Annotated in this window: 13 protein-coding genes, 1 other RNA gene and 2 pseudogenes; 1 reads left to right on the top strand and 15 read right to left on the bottom strand. The window is 45.5% G+C overall.

The genetic code is table 11. The features are described 5' to 3' along the window. Positions 1–20 precede the first annotated feature (20 nt). The 7 genes from ACSNJE_RS10080 to smpB all read right to left on the bottom strand — a co-directional run bounded on the left by ACSNJE_RS10080 (position 21) and on the right by smpB (position 5,067). Positions 21–506, bottom strand: coding sequence for a DUF4342 domain-containing protein (locus ACSNJE_RS10080; protein ID WP_474773548.1), 486 nt, complete (start codon positions 504–506; stop codon positions 21–23). Between the two features lie 125 nt (positions 507–631). Then, a complete protein-coding gene (locus tag ACSNJE_RS10075) occupies positions 632–1,453 on the bottom strand; it encodes an ABC transporter ATP-binding protein (RefSeq protein ID WP_495252599.1) in 822 nt (273 codons plus the stop codon). Next, a complete protein-coding gene (locus ACSNJE_RS10070) occupies positions 1,423–2,328 on the bottom strand; it encodes an ABC transporter permease (protein ID WP_052217431.1) in 906 nt (301 codons plus the stop codon). Before ACSNJE_RS10070 ends, ACSNJE_RS10075 begins: the two co-directional genes overlap by 31 nt. A gap of 23 nt (positions 2,329–2,351) precedes the next feature. Next, positions 2,352–3,347: an ABC transporter substrate-binding protein gene (locus tag ACSNJE_RS10065; protein ID WP_200901015.1), complete on the bottom strand. Its 996-nt coding sequence runs from the start codon at positions 3,345–3,347 to the stop codon at positions 2,352–2,354. A gap of 307 nt (positions 3,348–3,654) precedes the next feature. Further along, positions 3,655–4,002: a transfer-messenger RNA gene (ssrA, locus tag ACSNJE_RS10060) on the bottom strand. A 147-nt stretch (positions 4,003–4,149) separates the two neighbouring features. Beyond that, positions 4,150–4,527, bottom strand: a complete 378-nt coding sequence (locus tag ACSNJE_RS10055; RefSeq protein ID WP_013121515.1) for a four helix bundle protein — start codon at positions 4,525–4,527, stop codon at positions 4,150–4,152. A gap of 78 nt (positions 4,528–4,605) precedes the next feature. Next, the gene (gene smpB / locus ACSNJE_RS10050; RefSeq protein WP_495252598.1) at positions 4,606–5,067 is read right to left on the bottom strand and encodes an SsrA-binding protein SmpB; all 462 of its coding nucleotides are present in this window, start codon (positions 5,065–5,067) and stop codon (positions 4,606–4,608) included. A gap of 188 nt (positions 5,068–5,255) precedes the next feature. On the opposite strand from smpB, the gene ACSNJE_RS10045 reads away from it, so the two are divergent. Beyond that, positions 5,256–5,348: a putative holin-like toxin gene (locus ACSNJE_RS10045; RefSeq protein ID WP_495252597.1), complete on the top strand. Its 93-nt coding sequence runs from the start codon at positions 5,256–5,258 to the stop codon at positions 5,346–5,348. A gap of 222 nt (positions 5,349–5,570) precedes the next feature. On the opposite strand, the gene ACSNJE_RS10040 is transcribed toward ACSNJE_RS10045, so the two are convergent. From ACSNJE_RS10040 to secG, 8 genes and pseudogenes are all read right to left on the bottom strand, one after another. After that, entirely contained in the window at positions 5,571–7,244 is a 1,674-nt protein-coding gene (locus ACSNJE_RS10040) for an AMP-binding protein (RefSeq protein ID WP_474773551.1), read from the bottom strand. A 56-nt stretch (positions 7,245–7,300) separates the two neighbouring features. After that, positions 7,301–7,849: a helix-turn-helix domain-containing protein gene (locus tag ACSNJE_RS10035; RefSeq protein ID WP_013121518.1), complete on the bottom strand. Its 549-nt coding sequence runs from the start codon at positions 7,847–7,849 to the stop codon at positions 7,301–7,303. A 33-nt stretch (positions 7,850–7,882) separates the two neighbouring features. Next, positions 7,883–10,030 (bottom strand): ribonuclease R, encoded by a 2,148-nt coding sequence (gene rnr, locus ACSNJE_RS10030; RefSeq protein ID WP_495252596.1) that lies wholly within the window; start codon positions 10,028–10,030, stop codon positions 7,883–7,885. Positions 10,031–10,149: 119 nt separating this feature from the next. Then, positions 10,150–10,701 (bottom strand): HDIG domain-containing metalloprotein, encoded by a 552-nt coding sequence (locus ACSNJE_RS10025; RefSeq protein WP_474773553.1) that lies wholly within the window; start codon positions 10,699–10,701, stop codon positions 10,150–10,152. A gap of 31 nt (positions 10,702–10,732) precedes the next feature. Continuing rightward, positions 10,733–12,244 (bottom strand): long-chain-fatty-acid--CoA ligase, encoded by a 1,512-nt coding sequence (locus ACSNJE_RS10020; protein ID WP_052217444.1) that lies wholly within the window; start codon positions 12,242–12,244, stop codon positions 10,733–10,735. Between the two features lie 158 nt (positions 12,245–12,402). Next, positions 12,403–12,642 (bottom strand): annotated as a pseudogene (locus tag ACSNJE_RS10015) (AMP-binding enzyme); the annotation flags it as partial. A 36-nt stretch (positions 12,643–12,678) separates the two neighbouring features. Further along, a pseudogene (locus tag ACSNJE_RS10010) lies at positions 12,679–13,020 on the bottom strand (AMP-binding protein); the annotation flags it as partial. A gap of 165 nt (positions 13,021–13,185) precedes the next feature. Beyond that, positions 13,186–13,410: a preprotein translocase subunit SecG gene (gene secG / locus ACSNJE_RS10005; RefSeq protein ID WP_052217448.1), complete on the bottom strand. Its 225-nt coding sequence runs from the start codon at positions 13,408–13,410 to the stop codon at positions 13,186–13,188. Positions 13,411–13,432 lie beyond the last annotated feature (22 nt).

The raw sequence follows: 13,432 nt of genomic DNA, 5'->3' as shown, positions 1-13,432 counted from the left end.
TTTTCTGTTCCTATTGTAAATTAACTGTTAATGGTTTCAGCCACCTGATTACCCACATTGGTTACGGCTTTTGAAATTTTGTCAATGGTCTTATTGATGCTCGCATCTTCTCCATCAGGTTTAATAAACTTAATCTTGTGATTAGTGACTAATGCGCCTGCAACGCCGAGAACCGCAATAGGCGGCGCAATCACCGTGGTCAAAACAACAGCGTTCACAGGCAGGTCAACCACTGTTTTTTCGGCTTTTTTAACCACAAACTTAGTTTCATTGCCCTTTTTAATGAGTTTACCCGTTGCCTTCAAAAGCTTTTTCGCCGCAGTCCAGTATTTGGATTCGCTTTCCATTGTCTCTACCTTATAAGCCTTTACCTTGTTTTCTTTTTCGAGAGCAATCAGAGCCTCCACAATATCGTTATTGCATTTTTCCAATGCTTCCTTGGCCTCTGCATAGCTAATATTGGCCCTTTCTTTTAACATATCGATTTGTTCCAGACTGACTGACATTTTTTATCCCCTCCAAAAATAAATCATCTACTACGGTTTAAGTATAGATGCGAACAATTATAGAAGGTTTAGAGGAAGATTAAAATTTGATTAGAAAATACCCGGAAGGAAATGGCGAGCCTTTTTCAGGCCAGGAGCATTCTATCGTTTTCAATTTTAGCTCCGCTCGCTTCTTCAAACATCCCCAATAAGTGTTCAATGGTGATATTAGCCCGTTTTTCACCCTTAATGTCAAGAATAACACGTCCCTCATGCATCATTATGGTTCTGTTACCTACACTTAAAGCATGATGTAAATTATGGGTAATCATGAGGGTCGTCAAACGTGGGTTATCGGCAACACGGCAAGTTAAATCCAAAACCTTTTCAGCTGTTTTGGGATCCAAAGCGGCAGTATGTTCATCCAGCAGGAGTAACTTGGGATTCTGTAAAGTAGCCATTAGTAGGGTAAGCGCCTGTCTTTGGCCCCCGGAAAGAAGACTGACCCGAGTCGTTAACCTGTCTTCTAAACCTAACCCCAGTTTCCTTAATTCTTCGCGAAAGAAAGTGCGTTCTTTATAAGAAATGGCTTTGCGCAAACGCAGCCTACTGCCTCTTCGAAGGGCCATAACCATATTTTCTTCGATATTCATTGATCCGGCTGTCCCAAGCATAGGGTCCTGAAAAACACGGCTTATGAATTGGGCCCTTTTATATTGGGGAAGGTTTGTTATGTTTTTGTCTTCAATATAGATTTCTCCACTGTCTATCTCAAAATTACCGGCCACAGCGTTAAGCAGAGTAGATTTACCGGCGCCATTACTTCCAATCAAAGTCACAAAGTCCCCGGGGGAAAGTTCCAGATTGACCTGATTCAGCGCTATCTTTTCATTAACTGTACCCTTATTGAATACCTTGGTCACATTATGAATGGTTATCACGGTGCTCCTCCTTTCCGCGGAGACCATAAGCCATTAGCCAAAAACTTGTTCTTCATGCTAGGTGTAACCAGAGCAACTATTACAATAAAAGCTGTTATCAGTTTAAGGTCAGTAGGGGCTAAACCCAACTGCAGAACAATTGCTATTATAATTCTGTAAATAACGCCACCACACACAACAGCAACAATTGTACGGCCCACTGAAGATGTTCCTATCAGTACTTCACCAATAATAACGGAAGCCAGGCCGGCAATAATTATCCCTATCCCCATACTGGCATCCGCAAATTGTTGATACTGGGCCACATAGCTGCCCGCAAAAGCAACCAGGCCATTCGACAAGGCAAGTCCGATAATTTTCATCAGGTCTGTGTTTACTCCCTGACTCTTAATCATCAATTCATTATCACCGGTAGCTCTCAGGGCCAGGCCAAACTCGGTGAGGAGAAAACGGTAAATGATCAAACCGATTATAATAAGGGTTACCAAACATAAAATCAGTGTTGAATAGTTTTCAACATATGGTATTTTTGCAAAATCGGTAATAATGGTTCTGGTGCCCAGGAGAGAAATATTGGGCTGACCCATAACCCTTAAGTTTACAGAGTACAGAGCAGTCATGGTAAGGATACCTGATAATAGTGGAGTAATGTTAAATTTAGTATGCAGCACCCCGGTAAATATTCCGGCCAGACATCCCCCGAAAAAAGCAATAATAACCGATAACCAGGGGTTATACCCACGAAATATTAAAGTAGCTGCAATGGCAGCCCCTAAAGTGAAGCTGCCATCAACAGATAAATCAGCATAATTAAGAACACGAAAAGTCAAGTAAACCCCGACAACCATAATCGCATACATTAAGCCCAGTTCCAGGGTACCTGACACAACCTGCCAGGACATAAAAACACCTCATTTACATTATACTACTTAATTACCTTTGCGGCTTTGCCGAGCACCTCTTCGGGAATTGTCACCCCAATTTTATCCGCATTTTTTTTGTTGATAACAATGCTGAATTCCTTCTGGCTTTCCACAGGCATATCTTGCGGTTTTTCTCCGTTAATTATTCTTATGGCCATTTCACCGGTCTGTTCGCCAAGCTTTTTGTAGTCAATACCTATTGTCGCCAAAGCACCTTTTTCCACCACACTACTTTCTCCTGAAATTATCGGTATTTTGTTCTGATCAGCAACCTGAACCACCGAATTCGCGGCAGAAACAACCATATTGTCAGTCGGTACATAGATAGCCTGTACCTTACCAACCAAGGACTGTGTCGCCTGCATAACTTCCGCTGTACTTGTCACTGTAGCCTCAGTAACTTCAAGTCCCAAACCGGAAGCAAGCTCTTTAACCTTTTTCACCTGGGTCTGTGAGTTTTGTTCTCCGGCATTGTAAATTACTCCAATATTCTTTGCTCCGGGCACAAGTTGTTTAAGTAATTCAAGCTGTTCTTTAATCGGGTTCATGTCGGTAGTGCCGGTAACGTTAGTACCCGGTTTTTGCAAACTGTTTACAAGCTTAGCGCCCACGGGGTCAGTCACTGCGGTAATCAAAATTGGAATGTCCTTGGTAGCGCCAGCCACCGCCTGAGCTGAAGGAGTAGCAATGGCCAAAATTAAATCAGGTTTTTCCGAAGCCAGTTTTTGAGCGATAGGCTGTAAATTATTCGCGTCGCCCTGAGCATTTTGGTAGTTGACAACCAGATTCTTGCCTTCCTCATAACCGTTTTTCTTAAGGGTCTCCAAAAAGCCTTCCCTGGCAGCATCCAGCGCGGGATGTTCTACAATCTGGATAATCCCCACTTGAAGAGCCTTGCCACTGCCCTTGTCCTTTGTGGCGGCAGGTTGATTGCTGCCACAACCAACAAGTCCCGCCAAAAGCAACAAAACCATACTCAGAGTAATTAATTTCTTCACCTTTTATTCCCTCCGATTCTTTGCTATAGAAAAGCTCAGCCTGCCAAAACACAGGTTCCGCTTTTCCCCGGGAACACTGCATATGTAGGTATGGTTTATATAATACATACTCATGAAACTAAAAAACACTCTTGTAGAGTGCCCCAACCTTCCCTACAGTGCTACCGTCCTACGCATTTTTTATTTTCATTTTAAAATTAATTAGCTTACCTGTCAATATTAACGTTTTCTGACAATTTGAATCAACCTCTGATGAAACAACAAACCCTGGTCTTATTTCATTAGAACCAGGGATTACTGTCACATTTGGTGGAGGTGAGGGGAGTCGAACCCCTGTCCGGAAGAGAACCCACACAAGCTTCTCCGAGCGCAGCCTGGTGATTTAATTTCGCTCCCCAGGCGCCCACCGGCAGGCTCCTGTGAAACTATCTCGATAAATCTCGCCTAACTCCTCCGAGAATTGGAGTTAAGCCAGCTCTGTAGGTTGACCCCTAATCCCTCACCCAGAGCACAGAGGGTTAGAGGTTAGCTGCATTAGGCAGCTAAAGCGTAATTTTCTTCTGCGTTTAATTTTAAGTCCACCGTATTACGGGCTGATGGAACCCCGGCTCGCTACTTGTGCCTATTCATCCCCCGTCGAAACCATTACACCCCCATATTAGTTAACAGTTGACAGTGAACAGTGAACAGTGAACAGTTAACAGTTGACAGTTGACAGTGAACAGTGAACAGTGAACAGTTGACAGTTGACAGTGAACAGTTTTTAAATGGCAGTCTATTTTTAAAGTTCTATACCTGTCAACTATTTACTGTCAATTGTTAACCGGCCTTTAAGCGATTTAATCAGGCCGTTTAGCATCCGGCCAATCTCGTCACATTGAGCCTCCAGGGCCAAGTATTCTTCCTCACTCAAGTAACCTAAATCCTTCCCCAGCAATAGAAAATACTCCACTTCCCCAAGCGAACCCCGAGCTATACCAGTAAACCTTTTAAGTTCTGCAGCGTACCCCCTGGAGCACCCTTCCGCAATGTTCGCCGGGATAGAGTAAGCAGCCCTCCTTAGTTGTTGCGTCATACAAAACTGCTCTGTTATAGGAAATTGGGCGCTAATTTTGTATATATCCAAAACTAATTGGTGAGCCTTTTGCCATACGGCTAACTCACGAAAATTACTACCCATATTCTTCTCCAAATAAAAGGATACTACTAAGTTAGAATCATCATCCCTTGCTAACTGTCAACTATCAACTCTTAACTGTCAACTGCCCTTTTGCCTCTCCCGGAAGGCTTTTTCAATCTCGCGTTTAGCGTCGCGAGCGGCCATGTCATCGCGTTTGTCGTAGAGCTTCTTGCCCCTTGCCAGGGCCAGGGCCATTTTTGCCCTGCCGTTTTTAAAGTAAATTTTCAGCGGCACCAGAGTAAGCCCTTTCTGTTTGGTGGCGCCAATAAGTTTGTTGATCTCATGCCTGTGTAAAAGAAGCTTCCGCACCCTGGTAGGTTCGTGGTTAAAACGGTTGCCCTGTTCATAGGGACTTATATGCATATTATGCACAAAAACCTCGCCGTTTCTAACCAGGGCAAAGCTGTCCTTGAGATTGGCCTTACCGGCCCGCAGGGACTTCACTTCCGTGCCCTTTAATTCAATGCCGGCCTCATATATCTCTTCAATATGGTAATCATGCCGGGCTTTGCGGTTCTCTATCTCTTTTACACCAGCCATGAGAATCACCTGTTCAAATAATAACCCCTTTAAGAGACGTATAAACATTATAGCACATTAAAGCCCCCTGTCAAGGGGCAGCCAATCGCGAACATGTGTTTGCAAATGCGCAAAAACATGGTATAATGTTCCAAGGTACAACCAAATAGGCGCAGGGTGGGCGGTCATTACCCCTACGAAAGGGGGTGATGATTATGCGAGTATTCGAAGCATTAACCTTGATGATATCTTTCGCGACATTAGTTGTTTCTATAATCGCTGCTTCACAACGAAAAAAGTAGCCTGCCCTGACAAGTAAGCTACTTTTTTCATGCTTACACTATGACCGCCCACTTCGGCGGTGGTTGTACCAACCGGGTGTCCCCACACCCGGTTCTGATCATTTTATCAAGTATCTACTCTCTATTATACACAAAAAAAGCAAAAAGGCAAGGAAGTACCCATCACCCACTCATAAATCATAAGCTAATAAATATTTTCCAATGATGACTGACCACTGGCCACTACCCATTATATTTCTCCTGGTCCTCTTTCCTAATTTGCGCCCGGCGGATTTTGCCGCTTATGGTCTTGGGCAGTTCTTCAACAAATTCTATTATTCGGGGGTATTTATACGGTGCAGTTACTTTTTTTACATGCTCCTGCAGCTCTTTCTTCAGTTCATCGGACGGTTCGCACCCTTTGGCCAGGACCACCGTAGCTTTGACGACGATGCCGCGGATACTGTCAGGCGCGCCCGTCACGGCACATTCCACAACTGCGGGGTGCTCAATCAGGGCACTTTCCACCTCAAAGGGACTGATGCGGTAGCCCGATGCCTTGATAACGTCGTCGTTTCTCCCCACAAACCAGAAATACCCGTCCTCATCCTTATAGACCACGTCGCCGGTATGGTACATATTGTGGCGCCAGGCTTTGGCATTGGCTTCTTCATCTCCGTAATAACCCTTGAAAAGGCCAACGGGCCTGCCGGAATCACACTTTATAACAAGTTCTCCTTCCACACCGGCGGGGCAGGAATTGCCTTCTTCATCCACTATGTCAATGTCATAGGCCGGGTTAGGCTTACCCATAGACCCGGGGCGGGTCTCAAACCATTCAAAATTAGCCACCAAAACAGTGGTTTCTGACTGGCCGAAACCATCGAAAATCCTGAGCCCCGTTTCTCTGTAAAAACGTTCATAAACCTCCGGATTCAGTGGTTCGCCGGCCGTGGAACAGTGTTTTATTGATGTAAGGTCGTAGTTTTTTAGGTTTTCCTGGAGCAAGAACCGGTAAACGGTCGGCGGGGCACAAAAAGTGGTCAGCCGGTACTTTTCCATCTTCTCCAGCAGGGTTTTGGGCACAAACTTGTTCATATCATAAACAAACTGAACTGCCCCGCAAATCCACTGTCCGTACATCTTACCCCAGCCAAACTTGGCCCAGCCGGAATCAGCCACTGTCAGGTGGAGGCCACCGTCTTCTACCCGCTGCCAGTATTTGGCCGTTACAATATGCCCCAGCGGATAGGTAAACGTATGGGCTGCCATTTTCGGCAGACTGGTTGTCCCTGACGTGAAGTATATTATCATAAGGTCGTCATTTTGTGTGTCATTTTCCCCCGTGGGCCTTTCCCATTTCTCGGAAGCCCGCGCAACCTCTTCCTCGAAATTAAGCCATCCTTCCCGGCGGCCATCTACCAATACCAGTTTCTCTAGTGTCGGTGACTGTTCCATGGCTCCTTCTACATGCTCAATTATATCCCGTTGATTGTAGGCCACAATCATTTTTATGTTGGCAGCATTGTTACGGTAAGCAATGTCCTTGGCAGTAAGCTGGAATGTGGCCGGAATGTAAACCGCTCCAATCTTGGCCAGAGCCAGAGCGCAAAAATAAAATTCATAACGGCGGCGCAGAATAAACATGACTTTATCGCCTTTTTCAATACCCTCCGAAGCAAAAAAATTGGCCGTCTTATCAGACCAGTATTTTAAATCCGCAAAAGTAAAGAAACGTTCATTGCCCTTATCATCACACCACACCAGCGCCATTCGCGAAGGTTCGGTTTTCGCGTATTCATCAATTATGTCGTAGGCAAAATTAAAATTCTCCGGTACATTAATTTTAAAATTTGCGCAAAAATCTTCGTATGACGAAAACTCCTTCTGGCTCACATATTTTTCAAGCAGTGACATATTAACTCTCTCCCACTAATTCATCATATTGTAAAATAAAATCCGGTTAAACTTTTTTATAGTATTATCACAGTTAAAAACTTGGCCGGTTTGCCGTCAAGCGCAACCATTTTATGAGGTTTAGCCGGATTGAAATACAAAGCGTCACCCGGATTTAACTCATATTCTTTATCTCCGATAATAACCTTCATCTTCCCTTCCAGACAATAATTAAACTCTTGCCCCTGATGTATTACAAGCTCCGGGTTGTTTTTCGGGTCCAATGTCACAAGGAGGGGCTCAATTTTTCTGTTGGCATATTTATAGGCCAGGTCTTCAAATTCATACTCATCCAGCCGTTCAACACTCAGCCCCTCTCCTTTCTTGACATAGCAAACTTCATGGAGTTTAGGCGAAACACCCGTAAGGATATCAGTTAAATCTACCCCATGTATGTTGGCAATTTCATAAATGATACTTATAGGGATATCGTCTTCCCCATTTTCGTACCTGATATAACTGTCTTTGGAAATATTCAACCATGCAGCCATTTGTTCCTCGGAAAAGCCGGCCAACAGCCTTAACCCTTTGATTCTGTTGGCAACATCTTTCACTTTGTCACGCATTACTCTCCACTCCCTTGCATTTATATTTTGTTTCTAAAAATTGGGCCCTCCGCCGTCCACCAATTCAAAATCCACCTGCCGCTCATCAGGGTTAACCCGTTCAACCCTGACCCTGACCTGATCGCCGATCCGGTATATCTTGCGGGTATGTTGCCCCACCAATCGGTAATTTTCCTCATCGTACTCATAGAAATCGTCCGTCAGGGTGGTTATATGTACCAACCCTTCCACCAGGTTATCCAGTTCTACGAACAGGCCGAAAGAAGTGACACTGGAAATAATACCCTCAAAAACCTGCCCCACCTTATCCAGCATGAATTCTACCTTTTTCAGGTCCGCACTTTCCCGCTCCGCTTCCATGGCGGCCCGTTCCCGTTCAGAAGACTGAACAGCGGCAGCAGGCACAAACTTCTTCAACCGGTCCAGTTCCTTTTGAGGTAAACTGCCACTTTTGAGAATACTTTTAATAATCCGGTGAATCACCAAATCCGGGTACCGGCGGATAGGCGAAGTGAAATGGCAGTAATACTTTGCCGCCAATCCGAAATGGCCCAGGTTCTCTTCGCTGTAACGGGCCTGTTTCATAGTTCTAAGCATTACCGTATTGATGACCCTTTCCTCCGGCCGGCCTTTTACCTGTTCAACAATTTTTTGTAAGGCCTTGGGGTGAATTTTATTAATGCCTTTTAGACCGTAACCGAAGGTAGCCAGAAATTTTTGAAGCTGCACCAGCTTTTCTTCTGCCGGCTCCTCGTGAACCCTGTACACAAAAGGGATTTCCATCCAAAACATGGCCTCGGCCACAGTTTCATTGGCCACCAGCATAAATTCCTCAATAATCCGGTCAGCTATAGACCTTTCCGCCTTCTTTATTTCCAACGGTCTCCCACGGTCGTCAAGGATGACTTTGGCTTCAGGAATATCAAAGTCTATAGCCCCTCTTTTCAACCGGCGCGCCCGCAATATCCGGCAAAGACGCTCCATGTTCTGAAGCATTTGCACCAGGTAATGGTACCGCCTTAATAATTCTTCATCTTTATCGACAAGCATCCTTTTCACATCGGTATAAGTCATCCGTTCGTTGGAATTAATAACGGATTCATAAATTTGATGTCTTCTCACATTTCCTTCTTCATCTATATCCATCATAACAGACAAGGCCAGCCGGTCTACCCGGGGATTCAGGCTGCAGATACCGTTGGAAAGCTTTGGGGGCAGCATGGGTATTACCCTGTCCACCAGGTACACACTGGTAGCTCTCTTGTAAGCCTCCTTATCCAGAGGGGTGCGCAAAGGAACATAATGTCCCACATCAGCAATATGCACTCCCAGTCTGAACAATCCGTCAGGTAGCATTTCCAGGCTGACGGCATCATCAAGGTCTTTGGCATCTTCACCGTCAATAGTTACCATCAGCAGGTTCCGGAAATCTTCCCGGCCCTGCATGTCTTCCGGCCGTACTTCATCGGGTATATCTTTTAATTGCCGCTCCACATCGGGTGGAAACTCCCTGGGCAGTTTATGTTTCCAGATTATTGATTCCATGTCTATGCCCGGCGCGCCCTTGCGGCCTATGATCTGTACAACTTCCCCTTCCGGGTTCATCCTATACTGCGGCCATTGGGTTACGCGAATAACCACTTTGTCGCCTGAACGGGCCCCGTGTTCATTGCCCCTGGCAATGAAAAAATCCTGGCTGATCCGTGTTTCATCGGGAATAACAAAACCAAAGTGCTTCGAACTGGAATATGTCCCCACCACAAGGGTATTGGCCCGTTCCAGTATCCGGATAACCTCACCTTCCCGGCGAACCCCTAAATCGCCTTTACTTGTAATACGGGCGATAACCCGATCGTTATGCATGGCCCCGTTTAAATTGGCCGGACTTACAAAAACATCCTCTTCTCCGGCACGGTCAGGGATGATAAAAGCGAACCCATTAGGATGCCCCTGTATCCGCCCAACCACCAGATTAAGTTTCTCCGGCACCCCGTAACGTAGTTTACGGGTTTGCACGATCTTACCCTGTTTTTCCAGTTCCGCCATCTTTTCAAAAAACTCAGGATTGGGCTCAAGGTTTAAAGCTTTGAGCAGTTCTTCTGCCGTTAGAGGCTTATAAGCAGCCCTCCGCATATGGCTTAATATTAATTCCTCCAGGTCTGTTTCAATTCTATCCAACATATTTCACCCACCTTAATTATGCCTGGTATATATGTTACTAATGTCAAATACCCTTATTCTGAAAATAACAGAAAGGGTAGACTAACTCTAATCTACCCTAAAAGCGCCAAAGCCAAACCTTATAACCCCAGCTCATCCCTTATTGCAAGCATGGCCTCCAGAGCCAGTCCAAAAAATTCCTCTAAAGTAAGGCCCAGTTCTGAGCAACTGGCTATCTGCTCCCGATTGGCTCCCCGGGCAAAAGATTTTTCATTAAACCTATTGATCAGGAATGGCACATCAATAGCATCCAGTTTCTTCTCGGGCTTGATTAGCGCTCCGGCTACGATGAGACCCGTTACAGGGTCGGTGGCATAAAGTGCTTTGTCCAGCAAACTGTTCCTGGGTAAGCCATGGGCGTCATTATGCACCTTCACGGAATAAACCACATCTTCCGGCAGTCCCATTTGCTCAAGTATCTCCGCGCCAACTAGGCTGTGGCGTACGGGGTCGTCCTTGGTTTGGTCGTAGTCAATATCATGCAACAGGCCCGCCAGCCCCCATTTTTCCTCATCCTGGCCGAAATGTCTGGCCAGCCTTTGCATAACTGCCTCACAAGCGTACATATGCTTCAGCAAATTATTATTTTTTACATGTTTTTTTAATTCAGTTAAAGCTTCTTCCCTGGTCATTGCCTCCACTCCTTGATAACATTCTAAACCACTATACCAGTTCCCGCTTAAGGATTTTTCCGGTGCTGTTTTTGGGTAAAGCATCTCTGAATTCAACAACTTTAGGCAATTTATAATTAGCCAACCGCTCCTGGCAGTATTTTATCAGCTCCCTTTCAGTGGCTGTCTCCCCCTCTTTTAAGACAACAAAGGCCTTGACAATTTCACCCCGTAAATCGTCAGCCACACCGACCACGGCAGCCTCAGCCACTTTCGGGTTAGTATAAAGGACCTCTTCAATTTCCCGGGGGTAAACGTTTAAACCGCCTACAATTACCAGGTCCTTTTTCCGGTCCATGATAAATATATAGCCTTCCTCATCCATATAGCCAATGTCCCCGCTATGCATCCAGCCGTCTTTTAAAGCTTCGGCCGTGGCTTCCGGCCTGTTCCAGTAACCCTTCATTACGTTGGGTCCCTTAAAACACAGTTCGCCCGGTGTATTCCTGGGCACTTCGTTCCCCTTTTCGTCAACAATTTTAACCTCCACGCCAGGTATAGGGACACCTATCGAGCCGGGTTTCCGTTCTCCGTAGTAAGGGTTGGTAGTACAGACCGGTGAACATTCGGACAGGCCATATCCTTCAAAGATTTGAATACCAAATTTCTCTTTAAACTTCCTGCTCAACTCTACCGGACATGCCGCCCCACCGGAATATGCCAACCGCAAATGGGCGAAATCCGCCGGGTTTACGTTTGGCACCTGCAGCAGTACACTATACATCGTCGGTACCCCGGCAAAAATTGTTGCTTTTTCCTCCACTATGGTTCTCAAGCTGGTTTGCGGAGAAAAGCTCTCTAATATTATCACCAGCCCGCCGTACGTTAACGGAAGCAGTACACAGGCTGTCCAGGCAAAGGAATGAAACATAGGCAGCACACAGACCGTTGAATCGGGATAACCGGAAGCAGTAGCCTCCTTGGTCGCTGCCGCATTAGCAAGCATATTATGATGGGTAATCATAGCTCCTTTGGGGTTTCCCGTCGTACCTGACGTATACAGAAGCACAGCCACGTCATCGGAGGAAACGGCATAATCCAGGTCTAGGCTGCCACTTTCATTCTTCAGCATTGATTGCATGGAAACCGTTCCCACAGCGGAATAATCCTGCTCCAGATCCTGCACCACTATATACTTCAGGGACACGATCTGCGGCTGCGCCAGCGTAACAAGCGGCATAAACAATGGTGCGGTAATAAGGGCAGAGACCCCGGCATCGTTTAGTTGGTAGATTAACTCTTCTGCTTTAAACATCACGTTAACAGGTACAACTATCGCGCCCAGTTTAACAATGGCAAAATAACTGATTACAAAATATGAACTGTTCAGCATCAGTAACCCAACGCGGTCTCCTTTGCCGATGCCCAGCCTTTTCAAACCATTGGCGACCTTGTTGGCCTGCTCGTCAAGTTCCTTGTATGGCCAGGTCCTGCCTTTGAACTTCAAGGCCGGTCGGTCGGCAAATTCCTTTGCGCCGGCGGTTATCATTTCACCAAGGGTCATCGTCTACCCCTCCCAAAATTTTTTTCACATGGTTATATTATAGCATTTCTTGTCTAACTTGTCCTGCAATTAAAGTCCCTATAGCAAAGAAAGTGGCATTGACGGCCACTTTCCCAGGGACTATTTCTTCAAAATCTCTCTTGAACTATTCCTTCAATGCCCTCTTTAAGATTTTGAGCAATGAAGGCTTTAACCGCTTCCCCTCGCAGGGCATCGGCCACTCCGACAACAGCAGCTTCCGCCACTTTGGGATGGGAATAGATGACCTCTTCAATTTCCCGGGGGTAAACGTTTAAACCCCCGACAATAATCAGGTCCTTTTTCCGGTCCACGATGAAAAGGTAACCTTCTTCATCCATGTACGCAACATCACCTGTGTGCAGCCAACCGTTTTTCAGCTCTTTCCTGATCTGTTTAACCAAAGGAAGAAAAACCGGCGCCACAATCATGGCGGAAGCCTGGGAATCATTCATCAGGTATTTGACTTCTTCCCCTTTAAAAGCTACATTAATGGGCACCACGATAGCGCCCAGGCGAGCTACAGCAAAATAACCGATTACAAAATAAGGGCTGTTCAGCATCAGTAAACCTACCCGGTCACCCTTTCGAATACCCAGTTTTCTCAGCCCATTGGCCACCTGGTTAATCTGCTCGTCCAATTCCCGGTAAGTCCATTGCCGGTCTTTGTAGATAAGAGCCGTTTTATCCGGAAATCTATCTTTCGCTCTGCTGATAACCTCTCCCAAAAGCACTGCTTTACCTCCTATTTCTTTCATCAATAATCCTCTGACCGTATGTGAACTCTATTCCTTCCGCTTGCTTATAATTTCTTTCAATTTCTCCGTTTTCCACATTAATGCAAGTATTATAACATGGCAAAATAAAGAAGTCCACAAATAGAAAAATGCCGGCAAAATCCGGCATATGTAATACATACACATTTATTTAATTATGCTCAATGCCAAAGAAGTAATCAAAAATCCTATCGCAAAAGCAGTGGATAATTTGCTCAAAAATTCATCCATCCCTTTTTTCTTACCGAAAATAGCATCAGCTCCACCGGCAATAGCACCCGATAAACCGGCGCTTTTTCCCGACTGCAATAATACAGTTACAATTACACCCAAGGCCAATAAAATATGAACGATAATTACTGCGATTTTCAAAACCTTCACCTCCCGAAGCTTA

The sequence above is a fragment of the Thermincola sp. GK-1 genome, from assembly GCF_059412445.1.
The sequence above is the reverse complement of the archived record's forward strand: the minus strand, read 5'-3'. Positions and strand labels throughout refer to the sequence as shown.

Bases quoted from the DNA above. Each gene is read 5' to 3' on its own strand.
- ACSNJE_RS10080 (WP_474773548.1), bottom strand. From the start codon at position 506: ATGTCAGTCAGTCTGGAACAAATCGATATGTTAAAAGAAAGGGCCAAT.
- ACSNJE_RS10075 (WP_495252599.1), bottom strand. From the start codon at position 1,453: ATGGTCTCCGCGGAAAGGAGGAGCACCGTGATAACCATTCATAATGTG.
- ACSNJE_RS10070 (WP_052217431.1), bottom strand. From the start codon at position 2,328: ATGTCCTGGCAGGTTGTGTCAGGTACCCTGGAACTGGGCTTAATGTAT.
- ACSNJE_RS10055 (WP_013121515.1), bottom strand. From the start codon at position 4,527: ATGGGTAGTAATTTTCGTGAGTTAGCCGTATGGCAAAAGGCTCACCAA.
- smpB (WP_495252598.1), bottom strand. From the start codon at position 5,067: ATGGCTGGTGTAAAAGAGATAGAGAACCGCAAAGCCCGGCATGATTAC.
- ACSNJE_RS10045 (WP_495252597.1), top strand. From the start codon at position 5,256: ATGATTATGCGAGTATTCGAAGCATTAACCTTGATGATATCTTTCGCG.
- ACSNJE_RS10040 (WP_474773551.1), bottom strand. From the start codon at position 7,244: ATGTCACTGCTTGAAAAATATGTGAGCCAGAAGGAGTTTTCGTCATAC.
- ACSNJE_RS10035 (WP_013121518.1), bottom strand. From the start codon at position 7,849: ATGCGTGACAAAGTGAAAGATGTTGCCAACAGAATCAAAGGGTTAAGG.
- rnr (WP_495252596.1), bottom strand. From the start codon at position 10,030: ATGTTGGATAGAATTGAAACAGACCTGGAGGAATTAATATTAAGCCAT.
- ACSNJE_RS10025 (WP_474773553.1), bottom strand. From the start codon at position 10,701: ATGACCAGGGAAGAAGCTTTAACTGAATTAAAAAAACATGTAAAAAAT.
- ACSNJE_RS10020 (WP_052217444.1), bottom strand. From the start codon at position 12,244: ATGACCCTTGGTGAAATGATAACCGCCGGCGCAAAGGAATTTGCCGAC.